This window comes from Corallococcus sp. AB045, assembly GCF_003668895.1.
Taxonomy (GTDB): domain Bacteria; phylum Myxococcota; class Myxococcia; order Myxococcales; family Myxococcaceae; genus Corallococcus; species Corallococcus coralloides.
The window spans coordinates 1-25243 of record NZ_RAWN01000147.1; the positions used below are offsets into that span (position 1 = coordinate 1).

The following is a 25243-nucleotide window of genomic DNA, read 5'->3' on the forward strand; positions in this document are numbered from 1 at the left end:
GGAGGGGAGGAGGCGCCGCCACCACCGGAGGCGGCGGAGGGGGCGCGACCACTTCACCCAGCGGTTCACCCGCGTCCACAGCGCGCAGTGCCGAGCGCACCGCCAACGCCAGGGCCTCCGCGCCCACGGACCACGTCAGCGTCTCCGGCGCACCCTCCACCCGCGCGCTCCGCACGAACAGGTGGCCCGTGCGCGGAGCCGCCACCGACACCCGCAGCTCCGCTCCAGCTCGCGTGAACCACAACACCGCGCGAGCGTCCTTCCGTGAAGCCAGCCGCTCCGCCTCACGCCACGCGCCACCGGGGCTCGCATCCATGGACGGACCTGCTTCCGCTTCCAGGACCACCGGCAGGTCGCTGCTCTGCCCGCGCACCCGCTCCAGAAGTACGCGGTCCTCGGCGGTGGTCACGCGCACCACCGCCCGCCAGGGCCCGGCCGCCGACGCGGGGCTCCACAGGCCCAGCACCAGGGCCAGCACCACCACGCGCTGCCTCGCCACGGCCTCCAACACGGACATGCCGTAAAACCTACCTTCCAGGGAATTCTTCTGGAAGTCCCGCCCTGTGTGGATTGCCTGTCACGCTCCGGTGGGGACGGCGGGAGGGCGGAGGCCATGCGCGCCCGTCCTCCCGGACCCGCCGGATGGGCAGCCGCGTCGGTGGATGTCTGTGATTGGCGAAGTGGCGGGCGCTGGAGGCGTGGAGTCCTCCTTCCCGCCCGGGCCAGAAGCGGTAGTGTCGCGCTCCATGAACCGCCTCCGGGAACTGCGCTCGGTCCTGAACCTCACCGTCCTCGTGGCGGGGCTCGGCTACTTCGTGGACCTCTTCGACATCACGCTCTTCGGCGTGGTGCGCGTCGCGTCGCTGAAGGACCTGGGCATCACGGACCCTTCCGACATCTTCCAGAAGGGGCTCTTCATCTACAACGCGCAGATGGCCGGGATGATGGTGGGCGGCCTCTTCTGGGGCCTGCTCGGGGACAAGCGGGGACGGCTGTCCGTGATGTTCGGCTCCATCCTCCTGTACTCGGTGGCGAACCTGCTCAACCCCTTCGTCTGGGACGTGAACAGCTACGCCGCCTGCCGCTTCCTCGGGGGCCTGGGGCTCGCGGGCGAGCTGGGCGCGGCCATCACGCTGGTGGCCGAGTCCCTGCCCAAGGAGAAGCGCGGCCTGGGCACCACCGTCGTCGCCACGCTGGGCATGCTGGGCATCGTCGTCGCGGCGCTCGTCGCGCAGTACCTGCACTGGAAGGCTGCCTATGTGACGGGCGGCGTGCTGGGCCTGCTGCTCCTCTTCGCGCGCTTCAAGGTGTCCGAGTCAGCCCTCTTCACCCAGAAGGCGGGCCCCGAGAGGGGCAACCCGCTCCTGCTCCTCACGGGCGGCCGCTTCACGAAGTACCTGGGCTGCATCCTCGTGGGCGTGCCCATCTACTTCACCACCGGCATCCTCTTCGTCTTCGCCCCGGAGCTGACGGCGGGCCTCCACGTGCAGGGCACGGTGACGGCCGGCAACGCCATCCTCTTTGGCAGCGTGGGCCTGACGCTGGGGGACCTGTCGTCCGGCTTGCTGAGCCAGTGGCTCCAGAGCCGCAAGCGCGCCGTGGGCTTCAGCCTGTGCGCCTGGTTCGCGCTGGTGCTCGTGTACGGGCTCATGCCGGGCCTCACCCCGACGCTCATCTACGCGCTGACCTTCCTCATTGGCCTGAGCGTGGGCTACTGGGCGGTGCTCATCACCATGGCGGCCGAGCAGTTCGGCACCAACATCCGCGCCACCGTGGCCACGTCCGTGCCCAACTTCGTGCGTGGCTCCGCGGTGATTGCCGCCACCGCCTTCGGCCAGCTCAAGGGCTCCCTGGGCGTGGCGCACGCGGCGCTCGCCGTGGGCGCGGTGTGCTTCGTCCTGGCGCTCGTCGCCCTGGCCCGGCTGGCGGAGACCTTCCACCGCGACCTGGACTACGTGGAGTCCACGAGCGGCGCGAACGCGGACGCCCCCACCGGCTCCGGCGCCTGAGACCTCAGGCGGGCGGCGGCACCCGCAGCCGCCACGCCAGCACGCGGCCGTCCAGCCCCAGCACGAACACCAGCGGGCCGCGCACCACCGGCCGCGTGCGCAACGGCGTGTCCGCCCGCACCGTGAACGCGGGCGTCCAGCCCGGCGCCTTGAGCGCCACCAGGCGCCCCTCGTGGCCGGACGTGGGCACCAGCAGCAGGTCCTCCAGCCCCACCTGCACCCGGCCCACCAGCGGCGAGGGCAGCGCCACCCGCGCCACCTCCCGGCCCTCCGAGGTGGACAGCCCCACCAGCGACGACGGGCCCGCGCCCACCCACAGCGCGCCCAGCGCCCGCGCGGGTGGCCCCGTCACCCCGTCCGCGAAGCGCTGCTCCCAGCGCGTGCTCCCGTCATTCACCGACAGCGCCAGCACCCGGCCCGGCCGCGTGGCCACGAACACCGTGTCGCGCTCCGAATCCAGCCCCACCACGTCCGTCTCCGGCCGCGACCAGCGCGGCTCACCACTTCGCGCGTCCAGCGCCCACAGCCCGGAGCCGAGCGGCACCACCAGCACGTCCGCCACCCGCACCGGCGCCGCCCGGAGCCCCGGGGCCACGGATACCCGTGGCTCCAAGGATTCGACCGGCGCGAGGGCCTTGGGCGCCGGCCGCTTCCAGCGCTCCTGCCCGGAGTCCACCGCCAGGGCGCGCACCGCACCGTCGGGTGCCACCAGGTAGACGGTGTGTCCCGCGTCGTCCACCACGGGCGGTGTCAGCACGGGCGGCTCGCCTCCCAGGCGCCAGCGCTCCTTGCCGTCCTCGAGCGACAGGCAGGCCACCTCGCCCACCACGGTCCCCACGACGACGCTCTCGCCGGCCAGGGCGGGGGGCACCGCCACCTCGCGGCCAAGTCGGGTGGTCCACACCGGCCGGCCCTCGCGGTCCAGGCGCACCACCGCGCCCGCTTCGTTGCCCAGGAGCACCCCGTCCGGAAGGGCCGTGAGCCCCGTCCGCGAGGACGCATCGCTGGAGTACTGGAAGGCCGGCTCCACCGGCGCCCGCTGGCACGCCATGACGGCCAGCGTCAACATCAGGCAGGTCAGCAGGGGCAGGCGTGGACAGGCGCGGGACGGCATGGTTTGGGGGAGGATGACGCAAGCGAGGAACTTCGACCATGCCCACGATTCGTGACGACGAAACCCCCAACGCCACCGGCATCCCTTCATCCGCCCGGCGTACGGACATCACCCCGCCCCCCATGCTGGCGGTGACGGAGGAGCTGCTCCACGCGCTCCCCAAGACGGACCTGCACTGCCACCTGGACGGGTCCATGCGGCTGAAGACCATCCTGGAGCTGGCCGAGCAGCAGAAGATCAAGCTCATGGCCGACACCGAGGACGGCCTGGCCAAGGCCATCCACATGGGCCAGGTGTGCAAGAGCCTGGAGGAGTACCTCGTCGCGTTCGACGTGACGCTCTCCGTCCTGCAGACGGCCGAGTCCCTCTACCGCGCCGCCTACGAGCTGGCCGTGGACGCCGCCGCGGAGAACGTGCGCTGGCTGGAGGTGCGCTACTCGCCCGCGCTGCACCTGCAGAAGGGCCTGAAGATGACCACCGTCATCGACTCCGTGCTGGAGGGCCTGCGCGCCGCCAAGAAGGAGACGGGCATCAAGTGCGCCGTCATCGTCTGCGGCATCCGCCACATCAACCCGCAGACGTCCATGCGCCTGGCGGAGCTGTCCGTGGCGTACAAGAACCGCGGCGTCGTGGGCTTCGACCTGGCGGGCGCGGAGGCCAGCTTCCCCGCGAAGGACCACCTGGACGCCTTCCGCCTCATCCTCAAGAACAACGTCAACTGCACCGCCCACGCCGGTGAGGCCTTCGGCCCGGAGTCCATCTCCCAGGCCATCCACTCGCTGGGCGCGCACCGCATCGGCCACGGCACCCGGCTGCGCGAGGACGGCGACCTGCTCAACTACGTCAACGACCACCGCATCCCCATGGAGGTCTGCCCGTCCTCCAATGTCCAGACGGGCGCGGTGTCCTCGCTGGAGTCCCACCCGCTCAAGTTCTATTTCGACTACGGCCTGCGGGTGACCATCAACACGGACAACCGCCTCATCACCGACACCACCGTGACGAAGGAGCTGTGGCTGGCCCACCGCGAGCTGGGCCTGTCGCTGGAGGACCTCACCACCATCATCGTGTCCGGCTTCAAGAGCTCCTTCCTGCCGTTCCGGGAGAAGCAGGACATGCTGCGGCAGGTGAACCAGGAGATCGCCACCACGCTCGCCGCCTTCGAGAAGCGCCCCGTCGCGGCCATGCGCCAGCCGGCCTGAGCCCCCCGCCATGGACGAAACCCACGACATTCCCCCCGCGCCGGACTTCAACCCCTCGCGCGCGAAGGCCGCCCAGGACCTGTCCGTCCCCGCCATCCTGATGATGGTGATGGCGGGCCTCACCTTCCTGTACTCGCTGGTGAGCATGGTGACGCCGACGAGCTCGGATCAGCTGGAGAGCTTCTTCAACAGCCCGGACATGCCCCAGCAGTGGAAGGACGCCGTCACGTGGATGCTGTCGCCCATGGGACGCATCGTGACCACCGCTCCCGGGCTGGTGCTCAACGGGCTGGTGGGCTTCGGCGGCTGGAAGATGAAGAACCTGCAGAGCTACGGCTGGTCCATGACGGCCGCCATCCTCTGCTGCATCCCGTGCTGCGGCCCGTGCTCCTGCCTGTCGCTCGTGCCGGGCATCTGGTCGCTCATCCTGCTCAACCGGGCGGACGTGAAGGCCGCGTTCCGCTGAAGCGAAAAGCAAAAGCGGGCGCCCCGGGAGTGATTCCGGGAGCGCCCGCTGCTTGAAGCCACCTGGCGCGACGGTCAGGTGACCTTCATCCCCTTGGGGATGACGACGACGCCGCTGGACGTGACGTGGAAGCGGCGCTTGTCCTCCACCGGGTCGTAGCCAATGGTCATCCCGGGCGGAATCTCCACGTTCTTGTCGATGATGGCCCGCTTGATGCGGCACCTGCGGCCGATGGTGACGTTCTCGAAGAGGATGGAGTCCTCCACCTCCGAATACGAGTTCACCCGCACCTTCGGCGACAGCACGGAGCGGTGCACCTGGCCGCCGGAGATGATGCAGCCCTCCGCCACCAGCGAGTCCGTGGCGGAGCCCACGCGCCGGTTCTCCTTGTCCGCGAAGACGAACTTCGCCGGCGGGTAGTTGTTGGGCTGCGTGTGGATGGGCCAGCGGTCGTTGTACAGGTTGAAGGTCGGGTCCACCTCCACCAGGTCCATGTTGGACTGGTAGTACACGTCGATGTTGCCCACGTCCCGCCAGTAGCCGCGCTCCTTGTCCTCCTGGCCGGCCACCGTGTTCTGCGCGAAGTCGTACACGTATACGGGCTCGTGCTTGTACAGCTCGCTGATGATGGACTTGCCGAAGTCGTGCGCGCTCTTCTCGTCCGCCGCGTCGCGCACCACCTGCTTCACCAGCGTGTCCGTGGTGAAGAGGTAGTTGCCCATGGACGCCAGGCACATCTTCGGGTTGCCCGGCATGGGCGGCGGGTCCTTGGGCTTCTCCAGGAACTGGAGCATGCGCCCGTCCGGCCCCACGTCGATGATGCCGAACTCGCGACCCTGCTCGATGGGGACGGGAATCGCCGCCACCGTGCACGCCGCCTTCCGCTCGATGTGGAAGTCCAGCATCTTGCGGACGTCCATCCGGTACACGTGGTCCGCGCCGAAGACGAAGATGTGGTCCGGCTCCTCGTCCGTGATGATGTTGAGGTTCTGGTAGATGGCGTCCGCGCTGCCCTTGTACCAGTCCACGCCGGTGCGCATCTGCGCGGGCACCGCCTCCACGTAGTGACCCAGGAACGCCGTCATGCGCCACGCGCGCGACAGGTGGTTGTTGAGCGAGTCGCTCTTGTACTGGGTCAGCACCTTCATCCGGTACACGCCGGAGTTGGCGAAGTTCGACAGGACGAAGTCGATGATGCGGTAGCGCCCACCGAACGGAACCGCGGGCTTCGCGCGCTCTCGGGTCAGGGGCTCCAGGCGCGTGCCCGCGCCTCCCGCAAGAATCATGGCCAGCAGCTTTGACATAGGTACCGGCCACGTTAGCCCCCGGCCGCTGGCCCACAATGGCCGTGCGGCCCGTGCAAGCTTTTCCGTTGAGTGCCCAACCGGGAGGGGAGGATGGGAGGAAAACGACCTCTCGGTTTCGCGGCATGTAGGAGGAGGGGCGCAACCCCGTACGTCCTCTTGGCTTGCGTGGCTTCCCCGGACCTTGCGTGCTAGCGTGGCCAGGCGATGTCTGGCGACCAAACGCGAGTCACCAAGATCTCCAGCCTCACCCCGGGACCCGAGCGAGGCACCGAGTGCTGCCTCGTGCAGATCCACGGCCCTGAGCTGGGCAAGAAGTACGTGCTGGAAGAGACCGAGTTCACCATCGGTCGCGACCAGCACAACCACATCGTGGTGGACCTGGACAACGTGTCCCGCCGCCACGCGCGCATCTGGGGCCGGCAGGGGAAGATGTTCGTGGAGGACCTCCAGTCCACCAACGGCACCTACCTCAACGACCGGGAAGTGCTCCAGGCGCAGCCGTTGCGCAGCGGGGACCTGGTGAAGGTGGGAGGCTCCATCTTCAAGTTCCTCGACGGCGACAACATCGAGACCCAGTACCACGAGACCATCTACACGCTGACCATCGCGGACGGTCTCACGGGCATCAACAACAAGCGCTACTTCGTGGAGTACCTGGAGCGGGAGATGGGCCGCTCGCACCGGTACCAGCGCACGCTCTCGTTGATGATGTTCGACATCGACCACTTCAAGCAGATCAACGACGTGCACGGCCACCTGGCCGGCGACTACGTGCTGCGTGAAATGGCCCAGTCCATCAAGCGGCTGGTGCGCCGCGAGCAGTGCTTCGCGCGCTACGGCGGCGAGGAGTTCGCCATCGTCATGCCGGAGGACGGGCCGGACAAGGCGCGCCTGTTCGCGGAGAAGATCCGCAAGCTGGTGGAGGACAAGCGCTTCGTCTTCGAGGACAAGGACATCCCCGTCACCATCTCCATTGGCGTGGCGGAAGTGGCCTCGGAGATGTCGGAGCCGTCCCAGTTCATCAAGGTGGCGGACGCGAACCTCTACAAGGCCAAGAAGACCGGCCGCAACCGCGTGGTGGGCTGAAGGCCATGGCGGACGAAGCCAGCGGCCCGTCCTTCCTGGCCCGGCTCGTCCTCGTCCTGTTGGGCGTGGCCTTCCTGGGCGCAGCCTGGGTGTGGCACCAGAAGGACAAGGACCCGAACGCCGCCCGGCTCGTGGAGCGTGTGAGCGGCGGCCGGGTGCACGGCGGCGCGGCGAACCCGTAAGGGCCCGCCGCGCGGTCTCCCTGAAACGTCAGGTGCCTTCGCGCGACTCGGCCAGACGGCCGCGGGTGCCGGGCAGGCTTCCGGGCGGCATCTTCCCGTAGATGTACTGGACGGTGTCGAGCAGCGTCTCGTGGACGTCGCGCGCCTTGAAGCCCAGCTCGCGCTCGGCCTTGGCGGGCTCCAGGTAGAAGAAGTGCTCGCCAATCTCGACCTCCTGCGGGTCGAGCTTGGACACGGTGCCGCGCAGCTTCGCGAACTGCTCCAGCAGCTTGCCGCCCCAGATGTTCACCTCGCGCGGCAGCTTCACGCGTGGCGCGGGCACACCGGTGAGGCGCTGGAGCCGGTCGAAGAAGTCCGGCATGGCCATGTTCACGCCCATCAGGTGGCGGCCGTACACCTCGCCCCGGGTGAGCGCCTGCACGAAGGCGTCCGCCGCGTCGCGCGCGTCCACGAAGGAGATGCCGCCGCCGGGCATGGCCGGAATCTCCCGGTTGAGGAACTTCACCACCGTCCAGGTGGAGGACAGGCGGTCATCCCCGGGCCCCATCAGCAGGCTGGGGTTGAGCACCACCAGCGGGACGGAGTGCTTGCGGCAGTACTCCAGCGCCAGCTTCTCTTCGTAGATTTTCGACAGGTAGTAGGGCCAGTTGGCGACGGTGGTGATGGGGTAGTCGTCGTCCTCCGTGCCCACGTGGTCCTCCTTCGACACCGCGATGGTGCCGGAGGTGGAGCCCAGGATGACGCGCTTGATGCCCGCTTCGCGCACGTCACGCAGGAGCTCGCGCGTGCAGTCCACGTGCAGCTCGTACATCCGCCGCGCGTCCTTGTTCTGGAAGGAGACGAGCCCCGCCAGGTGGTAGACGGCGTCCACGCCCTCCAGCGCGCGGCGCACGGCGTCCCGGTCCTTGAGGTCGCCCTGTTGCACTTCGGTCTTCGCGAACGCGGGGCCTGACGGCTTCGAGCGCGCGATGAGGCGCACGTCGTGGCCCGCCTCCACCAGCCTGGGCACCAGGTGCGTGCCCAAAAAACCCGTGCCTCCGGTGACGAGCAGCTTCACGCGTCCTTCCCTTCCGGCAGGGCCCGGGCGGGCGGGGTGAAGTCCCGGTCCGCGCCCACCTGCTCCAGGTCCAGCACCTTGCCCGCCCTCAGCGAGCGCACCGCTTCCTCCGCGATGTGCGTCACGTAGCGGTAGCCCTCCGAGCGCGCCATGCCCTGCGCCCGGGCCTTCAGCGACGCGTACTCCAGCGCCGGGCCCACGTGCACCTCCAGCTCCTTCGTCTTCGGGAACATGGAGCCCTTGGGCAGCGCTTCATACGCGCCGTGGATGTACAGCGGCAGCACGTCCACTCCGTAGGTGAGCGACAGGTAGCCCAGCGTCGGCTTGAACTCCATCAGCTCGCCCGTCTTGGAGCGCGTGCCCTCCGGGAAGATGAGGACGTTGAAGCCCTGCCGGAGCGCCTCGCCCGCCACGCGCAGCGACTCACGCAGGGAGCCCTGCCGGTCGATGGGGATGAGGTTGGTGAAGTTCTCGAACCACGCGCGCTTGAGCGGCGTGTCGAAGAAGTAGTCGCGCGCGGCCAGCGACACCAGCCGCTCGCCCTGGCCGCCCAGCACCACGCGCACCAGGCCCGCGTCCAGGTGGCTGGCGTGGTTGGCGATGACGAGGAAGTTGCGGTTCTGCGGGATGAACGTCTTGCCCGTCACCTTCACGTCGAAGACGCCGCCGTAGAGCACCTTCTGCCCGAAGGACAGGAGCTGCCGGCCCAGCGCGGACACCGGCTCCGGCACCGGAATCTCCGCCTCCTCCTCGCGCTCGGCTTCCTTCTTGATGTCGCGCGCGCGCGTCTCCTGCGAAGGCCGGCGTCCGGAGGCCACCACCAGCTTGCGCAGGTCCTCCACCGTCTGCACCTGCGTCAGGTCTTCAATGGCGGGCAGCGGCACGCCCGCGCCCTCCAGCGCCACGGACATCTCCGTGAGCATCAGCGAGTCGAAGCCCAGGTCGCCAATGAGCTGCGAGTCCGCCCGCACGTCCGACGCCGGGCGGTGGCATACCTCCGCGATGAGCGGGAAGAGCCAGTCCGACACGCCGCCCGTGGTGGGCGCCGCCTGCGCCTTCTCCTTCACGCGGCCCGCGCTGGCCGCCACTCGGTCCAGCCGCTGCAGCTCCTCCACCACGCGCTTGCGCTTCACCTTGCGCGTGGACGTGCGCGGCAGCTCGCCGTCCCAGAAGCGAAGCACCTTCACGCGCCGGTAGAAGGGCATGCCCGCGCTCACCTTGCGGAAGTGCTCCTCCAGCTCGTGGCGGACCTCTTCCCGCGGGCGGTCCTTGAAGTCCGGCACGCACAGGCACGCCACCTTCTCGCCGCCGGCTTCGTCCGGCAGGCCGACGATGGACAGCTCCTTGATGTGCTCGTGCTCCTGGTACAGCTCCTCCAGCTCGTCCGGGTAGACGTTCTTGCCGTTGGCGTCGACGATGACGTCCTTGGCGCGGCCCATGAGGTACAGGCGGCCCTCGTCGTCCATGCGGCCCAGGTCGCCGGTGTGCAGCCAGCCTTCCTTCACCACGGCTTCGGTGGCCTCGCGGTCTCCGAAGTAACCCGCCATCACGTTCGGGCCCTTGGCCAGCACCTCGCCAATGCCGTCGTTGTCCGGGTTGAGAATCTTGAACTCGATGCCCGGCAGCGCCTTGCCCACCGTGCCCTTGATGCGCTTGTTGGTGGCTTCGGACACCGCCAGCACCGGCGCGGCCTCCGTGAGGCCGTAGCCCTCGCGCATGGTGAAGCCCAGCTCGTGGAAGGCCTGGTGCACTTCTTCCGACAGCGCGGAGCCGCCGGACACCAGGACCTTCACGCGACCGCCAAACTTGCGGTGCACCGGCCAGAACAGCAGCTTGCCCAGGTTGAGCGAGCTGCGGTTGCGCAGCTCCCCGTTGGCCGCCATCAGCGCCTTGAGCGCCTGCTCCACCAGCGGCGGGCGCGCGGCCATCTCCTGAGTAATCTTGCGGTGCAACAGCTGCCAGAGCGCGGGCACGCCAATCATCGCCGTCACGCGGCCCGTCTCGAAGACGTCGCCCAGCCGGTCCGACGTGAGCTCGTCGATGTACGTGATCTCCGCGCCGCGCATGAACGGCGTGAGGAAGCCGGCGGAGAATTCAAAGGTGTGGTGCAGGGGCAGCACGGACAGCACGCCGTCGCCCACGCCCACGTCGAACGCGCCCGCGAGCTTCGCCACCAGCGCCGCGAAGTTGCGGTGCGTGAGCATCACGCCCTTGGGCGTGCCGGTGGTGCCGGAGGTGAAGATGACGCTCGCCACGTCGTCCGCGGCGGCGGACTTCCGCACCGGGCCAATGCGGTCCGGGAACGCCGGGTCGCCGGTCATGGCCTCCGCGAGGCTCGCCACGCCCACGCCCTCACCCAGCGCGGTGAGGAGGCCGGGGAAGTCCTCCGCGGTCTGCTCGGACACGAGGCACTGCTTCGCCGCCGCGCGCTTCGCGATGTTGACCACCTCTGCTTCGGTGAGCGAGGGGTCCACCGGCACGGCGGTGCCGCCGGCGCGCAGGATGCCGAAGTAGCTGATGGCCCACTCCGGCCGGTTCTCGGACACCAGCAGCACCCGGTCCCCGCGCTTGATGCCCTGGGCCATGAGGTAACTGCCCACGCGGGCCGCGTAGCGGTGCACCTCGCCGAAGGTGAAGCGCTCCTCTTTCTCCCCCGCGGCCATGCGGAACGCCACCCGGTGGCGGTACGCGTGCACGGTGGCTTCGAAGAGCTCCAGCAGGTCGCGGTGCGCGGGGATGGCGGTGCGCTTCTCACGCTCCTCGTCCAGGCCCGGGAACACCCACTTCTCCAGGCCGGGCAGGTGCGTGCCCAGGAAATACTCGCGCCAGTCGATGCGGTCGGGCGCCCAGTCAATCCGCGCGCGGTCCGCCGGCACCATGCGCTCGTAGACGGAGCGCGTGTTGTCGCAGCGGAAGACGTAGCGGTTCTCCCAGAGGAAGGGGAGGAACAGGTCGATGAGGCCGGTGAGGCTGCCCGCCTGGGACTCCACCTCGTCCAGCGCGAGGCGGGCCTTGTCCATCATCGCCTGCACGCGCGGCGCGCCCCACGCGGGCCGCACGTCTTCCATGGCCTTCTTCAGCAGCTTCGCGCCCTTCGCCAGCATGGGCGCGCTGAGCAGCTGGAACTCCTGCTTGCTCACGGGCTGCGGCTCGATGCGCGAGCGCAGCGAGTTGACCAGCGAGTTGCCCGTCTCGCGGTTGCGGTAGAAGCGGCGGCGGTACAGGCCCACCAGCTCCACGGAGCGGCTGGCGAGGAACGGGTTCACGTCACCGGACGCCAGGTTGTAGACGCGGCGCTCCTCCACCTGCATCGCGTGCGCGGTGATGCCCAGCGTGGCGCCCGCCACCTGGTCCACCGGGATGATGTCCAGGATGGCGTGGTCCCCCGCGGGGATGCCGCGCTGGCCCTTGATGCCCGCGTACGCCAGCGGCGCGGACGTGGTGAAGCCCTCGTTCCAGCCGGGGAAGGGGAAGTGCGCCGCGCTCTCCACGATGGAGGGCCGCACGATGGAGTAGCGAAGCCCCGGCGTACCGGCCATCACCTGTTCGCCCAGGTGCTTGGCATACGTGTACGTGTTGGGCCAGCCCCAGTGCTGCGCGCGCTCCATGCCCGCGCGGACCAGCTCGCCGGACAGCCACAGCTTGCGCTCGCGGCCCACGGCCAGGCGCAGGGTCTTCTCGTCGGTGGCGTCGCGGCCCTCTTCCTCCAGGCGGTCCAGCGCCTTCTGCCGGAAGATGGAGGTGAGCGCCTTGTCATCCGCCTGGTCGCGCAGGCGGGCCACGGTCTTCTCCGCGTCCGCCAGCTCCTGCTCCAGGCTGAAGTCGCGCCCGTCCATCTCCCCCTGCTTGGGGAAGTAGCCCAGCACCGGCTCGTCCTCGAAGACGAGCCCGCTGCGGTTGCCCGCGACGAACGCGGTGGACATGTGGATGAGCGGCACGCTCCAGCGCAGCGCCAGCGCCACCGCGTTCTTCACGCCGTGGGTGTTGACGTTGAGGCCCACCTCCAACGACGGGTTGAAGGAGACCAGGCCCGCGCAGTTGACGATGGCGTGCACCTGCCCGGTGAGCGCGGCGACCTGCTCCTCCTCCAGGCCCACGAAGGGGTCGGTGATGTCGCCATCCAGGATGGTGCACTTCTTCTGGATGAACGCCATGGCGCCTTCGTCGCCCAGGCGGTCGCGCAGCGGCTGGAAGGGCTCGCTGGGCGCCACCTTGTCGAAGAAGCGGCGCTCCGCGGACGCGGCGCTGCCCTTGCGCACGATGACGTAGACCCGGTCCAGCACGTCGCCGTAGTGGGCCAGCAGCATCGACAGCGTCACCTTGCCCACGAAGCCGGTGGTGCCGACGAAGACGATGCGCTTGCCGGTGAAGACCTCGGTGACGTTCAGCTCGGAGGGCGTGGCCATGTCCGTGTGCGACCCTTTCACTTCACGTCCACCATCACCGTGGGCGCGATGCGCAGCAGGCTGATGGACGCGGAGCGCCCCATGAAGCCGCGCGCCTCTTCAATCGCCTCGGAGAGGGTGTCGGTGCGGTCCCAGCCGAGCAGGGCCGGGACGTGGTTGTTCTCCGCGCCCGCGACGATGACCTTGCCTACGTGCTGGCGGCCATTCTCGCCCCAGTACCACATGTAGAAGGGGTGCACGCCGTGGTAGGCGTTGCCCTTCCTGTACAGGTGCACGTAGCTGGGGTTCTCCGCGAACTCCTTCTCGTACTTGTGCTCCAGCTTCATGGAGTCCCGCGTCTCCGGCAGCAGCCGGTGGAAGAACTCGATGTAGCTGGGGTGCTGCACGGGGTCGAACTCGTCGTAGGCCGGGTGCAGGAGGATGAGCACGCCCCCCTTTTTCACCAGCGGCACGCCCCGGTTGAGGTTGTAGAAGTAGCCCAGCCCCATCACCTGCACGAGCAGCGGGTTGAGGATGGAGTTGACGCTGTAGGGGCTGACGAACGGGATGGGGAAGATGACGATGTCGCTCTGCCCCTCCACCGGCACCACGTACTGCTTCCAGCTCTGCTCCAGCGTCTTCTGGTGCGTGGGCTCCGTGGCCCCCGCGAACACGCCCGTCACGTCATAGGGCGCGGGGATGGCGTTGAGCACCTTGCGCGCCGCCGCGCGGGGCAGCTTGGACAGCGTGAAGCGCAGGGCCTGGAACTTCAGCCGGTCGGCTTCCGTGTAGTCCTCTTCCTTCTTCGCCAGGAAGTCCGTGGGCGCGCCGAACATGCGGTTGTTCAGCGTGGTCTCGATGTGGAAGACCTTCAGCGTCTGGTCGATGACCGTGCCGATGCGCGAGTTCTTCGTGTAGAGCGCGCTCGCCTTCGGCTCCATGTAGGAGTTCGACTCGCGGATGGTCTTCGGGTTGTGGTGGTGCCGCAGCGACGCGTAGTTCGTCACGCCCGTGCCCATGGACTTGTGCCCGCCGTTCATGGGCACGAAGTTGATGTTCACGTAGACGATGAGGTCGCTCTCCGCCACGCGGCGGTTCACCGCCACCACTTCATTGTGGCTGGTGCGCTCCAGCTCCGTGATGCCGTCCGGGTCTTCCGCGTCGTGGTTGTAGTAGCGGTCCGGGTAGTAGGCGTCGAAGATCTTCTCGCCCACCATGCGCTTCATCTCGCCTTCGGTCATCCGGCGGTGCAGCGCGTTGGCGATGACCAGGTGCACGTCATCCACGCCCGAGTCCGCGCACAGCTCCAGCACCACCTCCAGGATGGACTGGCGCACGTCCGGCGTGACCATGGGCGGCAGCGGGACGCTGATGTCGTCGATGACGCAGGTCAGCCGCATGCCGGGCTTGAGCAGCGCGTGCAGCGGGTCCATGCCCTCCGGGTGGTTGATGGCCCAGCGGATGGCGGCCTTCACGTTGGGCACGCCCTCCAGCGGGGGGCGGGGGAAGATGACCCGGGTGCCCACGGGCAGGTCTTCCTGGAGGAAGCCCTCACCGTAGAAGAGCGCCCGAGGGGGGCTGCCCTTCTCCGTGATGACCACCTGGCTTTCCTCGTCGTACAGCTTCTGGAGCGTCTTGAGCGGGCGCATGGATGAAGGGGGGCGGCGAAAGGGGTGGGGGACTACTTCAGGTCCAGGATGGGCCAGTTGTACGCGCGCGCGAGCGAGCGCAGCCGCAGGTCCGGGTTCACCGCGGTGGGCCGTCCCACCACGGCGAGCATGGCGTAGTCGGAGGCGCTGTCCGAGTAGCCATGGCACTGGTTGAGGGCCAGGCCCTCGCGCTCGCAGTAGGCGCGGATGGCGTTGGCCTTGTTGGCGCCTTCGATGATGGGCGGAATCACCTTGCCGGTGGCCTTGCCGCCCACGAACTGCATCTTGTTGGCGATGACGTCGTCACAGCCCAGGTGCCGGGCCAGCGGGCGCATGGTGAAGTCCAGCGCTCCGGTGACGAGCACGATGCGGCAGCCGGCACGACGCGCCTCGTCGATGAGGTCCTGCGTCTGCTCGTACAAGGCGGGCTTGAGGACGTCCTCGAACATGTCCTCCGCGATGGTGACGAGCCGGTCCTCGCTGAGGCCCGAGTAGTACCGGTAGAAGAACTCGTTGAAGGCCTTGCGGTTGACGGCATCCAGGATGCCGAACACCGGCAACCCCAGGGCGGTGCCCAGGGTGCGGCCCGCGATGCCCCGGAGCGAGCCCCGGTTCATCGCGTAATAGGCATAGACGTGGACGATGTTCGTCCGGACCAGCGTCCCGTCGACGTCGAAGAAGGCTGCTTTGGCGGGCACTTTGGGGGGCATGGGCGGTCGGGCTTCCTCCCATCCTGGGGGGGGTCCGGTCAACGAAAGCAGAAGGCCAGCGTGGGCAGCAGGCCCTTTGGGCGCATGGGGCTATAACCAGCCCTGCGCGCGATACCATTCACCACTGCGGGTGATGGACTCCGCCAGCCCACGGCGCGGCCGGAAGCCCAGCAGGCGTTCAGCCTTGGCCCCCGAGCAGGTCCAGGCCGGGGCCAGCAGCTGCCGCGCCAGCTTCCGGTTCAGGGGGAGCTTGCGGCCGGTCAGCCGCGTCACCCCGTCCGCCGCCGTGGCCAGGGCGGTCAGCACCGCTGGGGACAGCCGCCAGGTGCGCGTCTGGAAGCCCAGGGCCTTCGCCCCCAGGTCCTGCATCTCCTCCAGGGTCAGCCGCTCCGGGCCCGCGCAGAAGAACGCCTCGCCCAGGGCCTCCGGCTTCTCCGCCAATACCAGCAGCAGGTCCACCACGTCCTCCACGTCCACCAGGGACAGGGGCCGGGGGCCTCCGGCCAGCTCCAGCCGGATGCCCTTCTTGCCCAGCTTGAAGAAGGTCAGGTTTTCCTTGTCTCCGGGCCCCAGGATGCGCGGCGGGCGGATCACCGTCACCGGCAGCCGGTCCTGGAAGGAGAACGCGATGCGCTCACCCTCCGCCTTGCTCTCGCCGTACCACTCATGCGGATGGAAGGCGTCCTCCTCCACATGGGGGCGCTCCGGGGTGGAGGGGCCGTGGGAGGCCAGGGAGCCGCACATCACCAGCCGGGGACGCGGCTGTGGCAGGGCGGCCATGGCCTCACAGATGAGGCGGGTTCCTTGCGCGTTGACGCGCATGAACTCGTCGCGCAGCGCGGCGCGGCGGATGCCGGCCAGGTGGAAGACGACGTCCACGCCCTTCACCGCGCTGTCCAGCGAGGCGGGGTCCGTCACGTCGCCGACCACCCGCGTCCAGGGGTGGCCTTCCAGGGCCTTTTCCAGCTCGCGGGTGTCCGTGGTGGGGCGCAACAGGCATGAAACCCGGTCGCCGCGCGCAGCCAGCGCCCGAGCGAGCCAGGTCCCCAGGAAGCCACCGGCGCCAGTGATGAGGGCATTCATGGGTGCTGTTTCATCCGAAAAGCCACATCCCGTCCACCGTCGAAAAGGACAGGGTCCTCCCCGAGGAGGAGGATGCTCTGGATGCCGACTTTCCGCCTCCGGACGCGCCGCGAGGCACAATCCCCGAGGGAAAACGGCCTCCGGAGCCGGTTTCTGGCGCTCCGGACGCGTCGCGTGACTTCCGTTCCCGAGGGAAGAATGCGCTGCGGGGCCGAGTTCTAGCCTCCGAAGCCATTGCTCCGAGGAGCCCCAGAGGGAAAAAGCGCGCGATGGACGCTGTTTTTCGCTCTAGGCCGTGCTACTACGCGCCATCGGCTCTAGCTTGAAGATGCAAGCACGCCGTGCAACGTCCCCTTCGGAGGGGAGGAGACACAAGACGAATGGCCGCCAAGAAAGCCGCTGCGAAGAAGTCTGCCCCTGCTGCCGCGAAGAAGGCTCCTGCCGCGAAGAAGGCCGCGGGCCGTAAGCCCAACGCTGCGTTCATGAAGGAGATGACGCCCTCCGCTGAGCTGGCGGCGATCGTCGGTTCCAAGGCGCTGCCCCGCACCGCGGTGGTCAGCAAGATCTGGGACTACATCAAGAAGAACAACCTCCAGGACGCGAAGAACAAGCGCCAGATCAACGCCGACGACAAGCTCAAGCCCATCTTCGGCGGCAAGAAGAACGTCACCATGTTCGAGATGACCGCGCTGGTGAACAAGCACCTGAGCTGAACGGTGCAGGGCCCGTCGGGGCCGTCGCCGGTCGCCCGAAGGACCCTGGGGGCTCGTCACGCATCGCGCGGGACGGGCCCTCCGCTTTTTCTCCCTCTGTCAGCCGCTCGTCCGGAGCGTTGAAAAGGGGGCGAAGGCGCATCTGCCCGCTGGCGGACGCGCCGCGTCGGACCTACCTCTGGGGGTCATGTTCCACGACGGTTCCGAGGCAGGGGCGCGCGCCGCGCGGCAGGCGGGCGAGGATGGCACGCACACGACGGTGGAGACGCAGGCGGAGGACCTGTTCGAACAGGTCCAACGCGAGCTGCAATCGCGCCGCGTCACGCCGCTGTCCACCTACCGGATGCAGCTGCACCAGGGCTTCACCTTCCAACAGGCGAAGGCGCTGGTGCCGTACCTGGCCCGGCTGGGCGTGAGCGACTTCTACGCGTCGCCCTACCTCAAGGCCACGCCCGGCAGCACCCACGGCTACGACTGCGTGGACCACCAACGGCTCAACCCGGAGGTGGGCACGGCGGAGGACCACGCCGCGCTCTGTGATGCCCTGCGCGAGCACGGGCTGGGGCAGGTGCTGGACGTGGTGCCCAACCACATGGGCATCGAGCGGGACAACCGCCTGTGGCTGGACGTGCTGGAGAACGGCCCGTCGTCCGTCTACGCGAAGTTCTTCGACGTGGACTGGCGGCCGGTGAAGGACGAGCTGGCGGACAAGGTGCTGCTGCCCATCCTGGGCGACCAGTACGGCATCGTGCTGGAGCGCGGCGAGCTGAAGCTGTCCTACGACTCCGGCGCCTTCCACCTGCACTACTACGACCACCGGCTGCCGGTGGCGCCGCGCCAGTACGCGACCCTCCTCAAGCACGGCCTGGAGCGGCTGGAGAAGCAGCTGGGCGCGGAGTCGCCGCACCTGGTGGAGCTGCTGTCCATCCTGACGGCCCTGGACCACCTGCCGCTGCGCACGGAGGTGGACCCGGCGAAGGTGACGGAGCGGCACCGCGAGAAGGAGGTCATCAAGCGGCGGCTCGCCGCGGTGGTGGCGGACAGCGCGGAGCTGGCGGCGTACGTGGAGGAGAACCTCCGGGTGTTCAACGGCACGCCCGGCAACGTGCGCTCCTTCGACCTGCTGGACACGCTGCTGCAGAACTGCAGCTACCGGCTGGCGCACTGGCGCGTGGCGGGCGAGGAGATCAACTACCGCCGCTTCTTCGACATCAACGGCCTGGCCGCCATCCGCGTGGAGGACGCGGACGTCTTCCAGGAAGCGCACCAGCGCATCTTCGAGTGGCTGCGCGAGGGGCGCGTCACGGGCCTGAGAATCGACCACCCGGACGGCCTCTTCGACCCCACCGCCTACTTCCTGGACCTGCAGGAGCGCTTCTTCGTGGAGCGGGCGCGGGCGCGCTTCGACGCGGAGAGGAGGGACGGGGACGAAGCGCGGTGGCCGGAGGTGGAGGCGCTCCTGCGCGCGAAGTGGCGGCGCCAGGTGATGGACACGCCGGACAGCCCGCTGCGCAAGGCGCTCTTCGTGGCGGTGGAGAAGATTCAAGGCGGGCGCGAGCGCATCCCGGAGTCGTGGGCGGTGCACGGCACCACCGGCTACCGCTTCGCCAACGCGGTGAGCGGCCTGTTCGTGCACCCGGCCGCGGAGGCGCACCTGACGGAGACGTACGAGCGCTTCGCGGGCGGCACGCAGGACTTCGCGGAGCTCGTGTACCAGAAGAAGCTGCTCATCATGCGCGTGAGCATGGCCAGCGAAATCAACGTGCTGGCGCACGAGCTCAACCGCATCTCGGAGATGAACCGCCGCACGCGCGACTTCACGCTCAACAGCCTGCGGCGCGCGCTGGTGGAGTTCATCGCGCTGTTCCCCGTCTACCGCACCTACGTGGACGGCTGGCGCGCGGAGCTGGACGTGCGCGACGTGCAGTACATCGAGTGGACCCTCCAGCGCGCCAAGGAGCGCAACACCACCACCAACGCCTCCATCTTCGACTTCCTGCGCGACATCCTCCTGGGCCGCTACCCGGAGCACGTGGGGGACGACGAGAAGGCGGTGATGCTGAGATTCGCGATGAAGCTCCAGCAGGTGACGGGCCCCGTCATGGCCAAGGGCCTGGAGGACACCGTCTTCTACATCTACAACCGGCTGGTGAGCCTCAACGAGGTGGGCGGCGAGCCGGAGCACTTCGGCATGCGCGCCACCACCTTCCACCTGCGCAACCAGGAGCGCGCGGAGCGCTGGCCGGCGAGCATGCTCACCTCCAGCACCCACGACACCAAGCGCAGCGAGGACGTGCGCGCGCGCGTCAACGTGCTCACGGAGCTGCCGGAAGACTGGCGGGAGAAGGTGCGCGCCTGGGCGGACCTCACCCGGCCCTTCGTCAGCCACCTGTCCACCGGCCCGGCGCCGTCGTCCAACGACGTCTACCTCTTCTTCCAGACGGTGGTGGGCGCGTGGCCCATGGGCGAACAGGTGCCCCAGGCGGAGCTCCAGGAGTTCCACCGCCGCGTGCGCGAGTACATGGGCAAGGCCATCAAGGAGGCCAAGGTCCGCACGTCGTGGACCAACCCGGACGGCGCCTACGACGACGCGGTGGCGCGCTTCGTGGACGCGTGCTTCGACCCCTCGAAGGGCCAGGCCTTCCTGGACGACGTGAAGGCCTTCAAGCGCCGCATCGAGCGCGCGGGCCAGCACAACGCGCTGGGGCAGCTGCTCCTGAAGCTGGCCTCGCCCGGCGTGGTGGACACGTACCAGGGCTGCGAGCTGTGGGACCTGTCACTGGTGGATCCAGATAACCGCCGGCCGGTGGACTACGCCCTGCGTGAGCGGCTGCTCACGGCGCTGGATGACGCGGCGGCGAAGGACCGGCCCGCCCTGTGCGCGCGGCTGACCCGGGACATGGACGACGGGCAGGTGAAGCTCTTCGTCCTGGTGGAGGCGCTGCGGCTGCGCCAGAAGTACGCGGACCTGTTCCGCATGGGCGGCTACGAGGCGCTGGAGCCGTCCGGGCCGCGCTCGCCCGCGGCGGTCGGCTTCGCGCGCACGCACGGTGACAACGTGCTGATTGCCTGCGCGCCGCGTTACACGCTGGAGGCGCTGGAGTCCGGCGGGCTGGCGCAGGCGTATGACGGTACGTTCCTGAACCTTCCGGAGGCATATGCGGGCATGATGTTCCGCAATGTCTTCACCGGGAACACCGTCCGTCCCCAGCAGGGGCCGGGAGGCGTGGGGCTGGCCCTGGGGCCGCTCCTCGCGGAGTTCCCGGTGGTGCTGCTGGAGAGGAGCACTGGATGAGAAGGGCCGAGGTGCTTCCAGGGAAGCCGTTTCCCCTGGGCGCCACGTACGATGGGAACGGCGTGAACTTCGCCGTGTTCAGCGAGCACGCGAAGAAGGTGGAGGTCTGTCTCTTCGACCCCGCCGACCCCAAGAAGGAGACGCGCCGCTTCCCGTTGCTGGAGACCACGAACCACGTCTTTCACGGCTACATGCCGGGCGTGCACGCCGGCTGTCTGTACGGCCTGCGGGTTCACGGTCCGTATGAACCCAAGAAGGGCCTGCGCTTCAACCCGCACAAGCTCCTGGTGGACCCCTACGCCCGCGCGCTGCACGGCCAGGTGGACCCCAAGGCGCCCATCCACGGGTACGTGCACGGGGGCAAGGAGGAGGACCTCGTCATGGACACGCAGGACGACGCCTGGGGCGTGCCCAAGGCGGTCATCCTGGCGGATGGGTTCGACTGGGAGAACGACAAGCGGCCGGAGGTCCCCTGGCACAAGACGGTCCTCTACGAGCTGCACGTCAAGGGCTTCACGAAGCTGAACCCGCGCGTGCCGGAGAACCTGCGCGGCACGTACGCGGGCCTGGCGCACCCGGCCAGCATCGAACACCTGAAGAAGGTGGGCGTGACATCCGTGGAGCTCTTGCCCATCCACGCCTTCATGGACGAGCCGTTCCTCACCCAGAAGGGGCGCTCCAACTACTGGGGCTACAACACGCTGGGCTTCTTCGCACCGGACGCGCGCTACTGCGCGTCGGGCTCGCTGGGCGAGCAGGTGGCGGAGTTCAAGGGGATGGTGAAGCTGCTGCACCGCGCGGGCATCGAGGTCATCCTCGACGTGGTCTACAACCACACCTGCGAGGGCAACCACCTGGGGCCCACGCTGTCCTTCAAGGGGCTGGACGCCGGCGCGTACTACCGGCTCAGTGAGAAGGACCCGCGCTACTTCATGGACTTCACGGGGTGCGGCAACTCGTGGAACGCCACGCACCCGTATGCGCTGAAGCTCATCGCGGACTCGCTGCGCTACTGGGTGGAAGTGATGCACGTGGACGGCTTCCGCTTCGACCTGGCGACGACGCTGGGTCGGGACCGGCACGGCTACGACACCCGCGCGGCCTTCTTTCAAATCCTCCACCAGGACCCGGTCTTGAGCCGCGTGAAGCTCATCGCGGAGCCGTGGGACGTGGGGGACTACGGCTACCAGGTGGGCAACTTCCCGGTGCTGTGGAGCGAGTGGAACGGCAAGTACCGCGACACCATGCGCCGCTACTGGAAGGGCGACGACCGGCAGGCGGCGGAGATTGGCTCGCGGCTCACCGGCAGCTCCGACCTGTTCGCGCTGTCCGGCCGCAAGCCCACGGCGAGCGTGAACTTCGTCACCGCGCATGACGGCTTCACGCTGCACGACCTGGTGACGTACGGCCAGAAGCACAACGAGGCCAACGGCGAGGAGAACCGCGACGGCGCCAATGACAACCACGCCTGGAACTGCGGCGTGGAGGGGGAGACGAACGACCCCAAGGTGAACGCGCTGCGCGAGCAGCAGAAGCGCAACTTCCTGGCGTCCCTCTTCCTGTCGCAGGGCGTGCCCATGCTGGTGGCGGGCGACGAGATGGGCCGCACGCAGAAGGGCAACAACAACGCCTACTGCCAGGACAACGAGCTGTCGTGGGTGAACTGGGAGCTCAACGAGAAGCAGCGCCAGCTATTGGACTTCACCTCCCGCATCATCAAGCTGCGCCGCGAGCAGCCGGTGCTCTCCAAGCGCCGCTTCTTCCGCGGGGCCCACATCTGGGACAGCGAGCTGAAGGACCTGGCGTGGTTCCGGCCGGACGGCAAGGAGATGAAGCGCGACGACTGGGAGAAGCCCTACGTGCGCTCCCTGGCCTTCCTGCTGGGTGGGGACGCCATCGCCACGCCGGACGACGAGGGCCACCGCATCGTGGGGGACACGTTGCTGGTGCTGCTCAACGCGCACCACGAGCCCATCACCTTCATGCTGCCCGCCCTGGAGTGGGGCGCGGACTGGGAGCTGGTGGTGGACACCGCGGCCACGGGGGAATCCCTTCGCACGCACACCCCGGCGGGCGGCAAGGTGCAGGCGGTGGGGCGTTCCCTGGTTGTCTTGCGCAGGCCCGCGACGGAATGGGAGTAGCCGCCGGGGCCGTCCCGGAGTAGGCAGCGGGGCGTGATGACCCACACGCTCTGGCCCTGGGTGGCCTTCAACGTCTTCGTCCTGGCGATGCTCGCCATGGACCTGGGGCTGTTCCACCGCAAGGAGCACGCGGTGTCGCCGAAGGAGGCGACGCTGTGGACGCTGGTGTGGGTGAGCATCAGCCTCGCGTTCTGCGGAGGCGTCTTTCACTACGGCGGCAAGGGGCCGGCGCTGGAGTGGCTGACGGCGTACGTCGTGGAGTACGCGCTGTCGGTCGACAACCTCTTCGTCTTCCTGATGGTGTTCGGCTACTTCCGGGTGCCGCCGCAGCACCAGCACCGGGTGCTCTTCTGGGGCATCCTGGGCGCGTTCGTGATGCGCGCGCTGCTCATCGTCGCGGGCACGGCGCTGGTGGCCCGCTTCGAGTGGCTCATCTTCCTGTTCGGCGCGTTCCTCGTCTACACGGCCTCCAAGATGCTCTGGGCCAAGGAGGACGAGGACGTGGACCCGGAGGCGGGCTTCATCGTGAGGATGTCCCGGCGCATGCTGCCGGTGGCGCGTCAGGGCGACGGCAGCCGCTTCTTCGTCCACGAGGACGGCCGGCGCAAGGTGACGCCGCTGTTCATCGTGCTGATGGTGGTGGAGGCCACGGACCTGCTCTTCGCCATGGACTCCATCCCGGCGGTGCTGGGCATCAGCAAGGACCCGTTCATCATCTACACGTCCAACGTCTGCGCCATCCTGGGCCTGCGCTCGCTGTTCTTCGTCGTCTCCAGCCTGATGGAGAAGTTCCACCTGCTGAAGGTCGCGCTGGGCGTCATCCTGGCCTTCGTGGGCGTGAAGATGCTCATCGAGCACTGGTACAAGATTCCCATCGGCATCTCGCTGGCGGTGATTGCCGCCTGCCTCCTGGTGGCCATCGTGGCGTCGCTGGTGTTCCCCAAGCCTCCGGAGGCGACGGGGTCCACCCCGGTGGCGGACGCGGACAAGGCCCAGGACGCGCCAGCCCGGGAGCAGGAGCGCGGCTGACAGGGGGCGCCGGGCTCCGGGCCTTGGGAGGCCGGCCCCTGCGTTTCCCTTGCATCGGGCGGGAGTCACTGCCAAGTCTTCCGCCATGTCCACCGCCACCACCGACGGCATCCGCGTCACCGTGGAGCCGACCTTCTGGCCGGAGCGCAGCACCCCTGAGTCCGGGCAGTTCGCCTTCATGTACAAGGTGGTGCTCTTCAACGAAGGCACCGTCCCCGCGCAGCTGCGGTCCCGGCACTGGATCATCACCGACGCCCAGGGGCACGTGGACGAGGTGAAGGGCGAGGGCGTGGTCGGCCGTCAGCCGCACCTCAAGCCGGGCGAGCGGTTCGAGTACACGAGCTGGGCGATGCTGAAGACGCCCTTCGGCACCATGCGCGGCGGCTACGAGATGGAGCGTCCGGACGGCACGCGCTTCGAGGCGCGCATCGCCGAGTTCGCGCTCACGCTGCCGCACGCGCTGCACTGAAAAGACTCCCGAGGGACTTCGCGCATGGCCGTGCCGACCACGAAGCGGGGACTGCTGCTCGTCAACCTGGGGACGCCGGACGCGCCTGAATCCGGGCCGGTGCGCCGCTACCTGCGCGAGTTCCTCAACGACCCGCGCGTCATCGACATCCACCCGGTGGGGCGCTGGTTCCTCCTGAACCTCTTCATCCTCCCGTTCCGCCCCGCGAAGAGCGCGGAGGCGTACCGCAAGGTGTGGATGAAGGAGGGCTCGCCGCTGCTCGTGTACAGCCGCGCGCTGGAGGCGCGGGTGCGGGAGCAACTGGGAGCCGACTACGAGGTGGAGCTGGCCATGCGCTACGGCAACCCGTCGCTGCCGGACGCCATCGCGCGGCTGAAGGCGAAGGGCGTGTCGGAGTTCACGGTGCTGCCGCTGTACCCGCACGAGGCGGCGTCGTCCTCCGCGTCGTCGCTGGCGCGCACCTATGAGGTGCTGGCGGAGGGCTGGGACGTCCCCAACGTGCGCGCGGTGCCGGCGTTCTGGGACGACGCGGGCTTCCTGGACGCGTTCGCGGCGGTGGCCCGGCCGGTGATTTCGGACACGCGCGCGGACCACGTGCTGTTCAGCTTCCACGGGCTGCCGGAGCGCCACATGCGCAAGAGCGACCCGACGGGACAGCACTGCCTGTCGTCCGCGGGGTGCTGTGACGCCATCACGGCGGAGAACCGGCACTGCTACCGCGCGCAGTGCTTCGCGACGGCGCGGATGCTGGCCCAGCGGCTGGCGCTGCCGGAGGGCGGCTACACGGTGTCCTTCCAGTCGCGGCTGGGGCGCACGCCGTGGGTGAAGCCCTACACGGACCTGGTGCTGCCGGAGCTGGCGGCGAAGGGCGTGAAGCGGCTGGCGGTGATGTGCCCGGCCTTCGTGGCGGACTGCCTGGAGACGCTGGAGGAGATTGGCCTCCGCGCGAAGGAGCAGTTCGTGGAGGCGGGCGGCGAGTCGCTGACGCTGGTGCCGTCCCTCAACGCCCACCCGGAGTGGGTGGACGCCGTGGTGCGGATGGTGCGCGCTTCGGACGGCCCGGCCCCTACGGCGCGGGCGGAGACGCGGTAGGCGCGGGCGTCTCCTGAGCCTGGGGCGCCGCCGGAGCCTGCGGCGCGCCGACGGGCGTGATGCGGGCCTGGTAGGTGCCCGCGGGCAGGTTCACGGCGGGCTGCGCGGGACCGTTGAGGGCGGTGGACAGGGTGCCCTCCCAGGAGCGCCACTGGCCGGCCTTCACCAGGAACTCGCCCTTGCCGGTGACCTTCACGGTGGCGCCCAGCTCGGTGCCTTCCGGTTGGGCGGCGGGGGCGGGGGGCGTGTCGTCC

Annotated in this window: 18 protein-coding genes and 2 pseudogenes; 11 read left to right on the forward strand and 9 right to left on the reverse strand. The window is 68.8% G+C overall.

The genetic code is table 11. From position 1 onward, the window contains the following. Positions 1-517 (reverse strand): annotated as a pseudogene (locus D7Y21_RS28830) (hypothetical protein); the annotation flags it as partial. Between the two features lie 229 nt (positions 518-746). On the opposite strand from D7Y21_RS28830, the gene D7Y21_RS28835 reads away from it, so the two are divergent. Then, positions 747-2009: an MFS transporter gene (locus D7Y21_RS28835; RefSeq protein WP_120567361.1), complete on the forward strand. Its 1263-nt coding sequence runs from the start codon at positions 747-749 to the stop codon at positions 2007-2009. A gap of 4 nt (positions 2010-2013) precedes the next feature. Here the strand turns inward: D7Y21_RS28835 and D7Y21_RS28840 are convergent, their stop codons facing one another. Continuing rightward, complete coding sequence (locus D7Y21_RS28840) at positions 2014-3078, reverse strand: PQQ-binding-like beta-propeller repeat protein (protein WP_233612315.1); 1065 nt, start codon at positions 3076-3078, stop codon at positions 2014-2016. Positions 3079-3161: 83 nt separating this feature from the next. On the opposite strand from D7Y21_RS28840, the gene add reads away from it, so the two are divergent. Both add and D7Y21_RS28850 read left to right on the forward strand, forming a co-directional pair. Next, positions 3162-4325: an adenosine deaminase gene (gene add / locus D7Y21_RS28845; protein ID WP_120567298.1), complete on the forward strand. Its 1164-nt coding sequence runs from the start codon at positions 3162-3164 to the stop codon at positions 4323-4325. 10 nt (positions 4326-4335) lie between these two features. Next, positions 4336-4791 carry a hypothetical protein gene (locus tag D7Y21_RS28850; protein WP_120567299.1) on the forward strand — a complete coding sequence of 152 codons (456 nt, stop codon included), beginning with the start codon at positions 4336-4338 and terminating at the stop codon, positions 4789-4791. Positions 4792-4865: 74 nt separating this feature from the next. Here D7Y21_RS28850 and glgC read toward each other — a convergent pair whose 3' ends face one another. Continuing rightward, the gene (gene glgC, locus D7Y21_RS28855) at positions 4866-6095 is read right to left on the reverse strand and encodes a glucose-1-phosphate adenylyltransferase (RefSeq protein WP_121716981.1); all 1230 of its coding nucleotides are present in this window, start codon (positions 6093-6095) and stop codon (positions 4866-4868) included. 207 nt (positions 6096-6302) lie between these two features. On the opposite strand from glgC, the gene D7Y21_RS28860 reads away from it, so the two are divergent. Both D7Y21_RS28860 and D7Y21_RS28865 read left to right on the forward strand, forming a co-directional pair. Beyond that, positions 6303-7184: a GGDEF domain-containing protein gene (locus D7Y21_RS28860; RefSeq protein ID WP_120567301.1), complete on the forward strand. Its 882-nt coding sequence runs from the start codon at positions 6303-6305 to the stop codon at positions 7182-7184. A 5-nt stretch (positions 7185-7189) separates the two neighbouring features. After that, on the forward strand, positions 7190-7366 hold the full coding sequence (locus D7Y21_RS28865; RefSeq protein ID WP_233591981.1) for a hypothetical protein: 177 nt from the start codon (positions 7190-7192) through the stop codon (positions 7364-7366). A 28-nt stretch (positions 7367-7394) separates the two neighbouring features. Here D7Y21_RS28865 and D7Y21_RS28870 read toward each other — a convergent pair whose 3' ends face one another. The 5 genes from D7Y21_RS28870 to D7Y21_RS28890 all read right to left on the reverse strand — a co-directional run bounded on the left by D7Y21_RS28870 (position 7395) and on the right by D7Y21_RS28890 (position 16250). After that, positions 7395-8423 carry an NAD-dependent epimerase/dehydratase family protein gene (locus D7Y21_RS28870; protein WP_121716983.1) on the reverse strand — a complete coding sequence of 343 codons (1029 nt, stop codon included), beginning with the start codon at positions 8421-8423 and terminating at the stop codon, positions 7395-7397. Continuing rightward, positions 8420-12829 (reverse strand): AMP-binding protein, encoded by a 4410-nt coding sequence (locus D7Y21_RS28875; protein ID WP_121716985.1) that lies wholly within the window; start codon positions 12827-12829, stop codon positions 8420-8422. The genes D7Y21_RS28870 and D7Y21_RS28875 overlap by 4 nt, the downstream gene beginning before the upstream one ends. A gap of 17 nt (positions 12830-12846) precedes the next feature. Next, complete coding sequence (locus D7Y21_RS28880) at positions 12847-14457, reverse strand: lactate racemase domain-containing protein (RefSeq protein WP_120567304.1); 1611 nt, start codon at positions 14455-14457, stop codon at positions 12847-12849. Between the two features lie 32 nt (positions 14458-14489). Further along, positions 14490-15155, reverse strand: a complete 666-nt coding sequence (locus D7Y21_RS28885; RefSeq protein WP_120567363.1) for an HAD family phosphatase — start codon at positions 15153-15155, stop codon at positions 14490-14492. A 102-nt stretch (positions 15156-15257) separates the two neighbouring features. Next, entirely contained in the window at positions 15258-16250 is a 993-nt protein-coding gene (locus D7Y21_RS28890; protein ID WP_120567305.1) for an NAD(P)-dependent oxidoreductase, read from the reverse strand. 380 nt (positions 16251-16630) lie between these two features. On the opposite strand from D7Y21_RS28890, the gene D7Y21_RS28895 reads away from it, so the two are divergent. From D7Y21_RS28895 to hemH, 6 genes are all read left to right on the forward strand, one after another. Continuing rightward, positions 16631-16963 (forward strand): SWIB/MDM2 domain-containing protein, encoded by a 333-nt coding sequence (locus D7Y21_RS28895; RefSeq protein ID WP_014394388.1) that lies wholly within the window; start codon positions 16631-16633, stop codon positions 16961-16963. Between the two features lie 187 nt (positions 16964-17150). After that, positions 17151-20258 carry a malto-oligosyltrehalose synthase gene (treY, locus tag D7Y21_RS28900; RefSeq protein WP_199735504.1) on the forward strand — a complete coding sequence of 1036 codons (3108 nt, stop codon included), beginning with the start codon at positions 17151-17153 and terminating at the stop codon, positions 20256-20258. Beyond that, positions 20255-22399 carry a glycogen debranching protein GlgX gene (gene glgX / locus D7Y21_RS28905; protein WP_121716987.1) on the forward strand — a complete coding sequence of 715 codons (2145 nt, stop codon included), beginning with the start codon at positions 20255-20257 and terminating at the stop codon, positions 22397-22399. The genes treY and glgX overlap by 4 nt, the downstream gene beginning before the upstream one ends. A 36-nt stretch (positions 22400-22435) precedes the next feature. Further along, complete coding sequence (locus D7Y21_RS28910; RefSeq protein WP_120567307.1) at positions 22436-23428, forward strand: TerC family protein; 993 nt, start codon at positions 22436-22438, stop codon at positions 23426-23428. Positions 23429-23513: 85 nt separating this feature from the next. Further along, positions 23514-23897, forward strand: coding sequence for a Co2+/Mg2+ efflux protein ApaG (gene apaG, locus D7Y21_RS28915; protein ID WP_120580970.1), 384 nt, complete (start codon positions 23514-23516; stop codon positions 23895-23897). Between the two features lie 24 nt (positions 23898-23921). Further along, a complete protein-coding gene (hemH, locus tag D7Y21_RS28920; protein WP_121716989.1) occupies positions 23922-24989 on the forward strand; it encodes a ferrochelatase in 1068 nt (355 codons plus the stop codon). Here hemH and D7Y21_RS28925 read toward each other — a convergent pair. After that, positions 24964-25243 (reverse strand): annotated as a pseudogene (locus D7Y21_RS28925) (hypothetical protein); the annotation flags it as partial. The gene hemH and the pseudogene D7Y21_RS28925 overlap by 26 nt on opposite strands.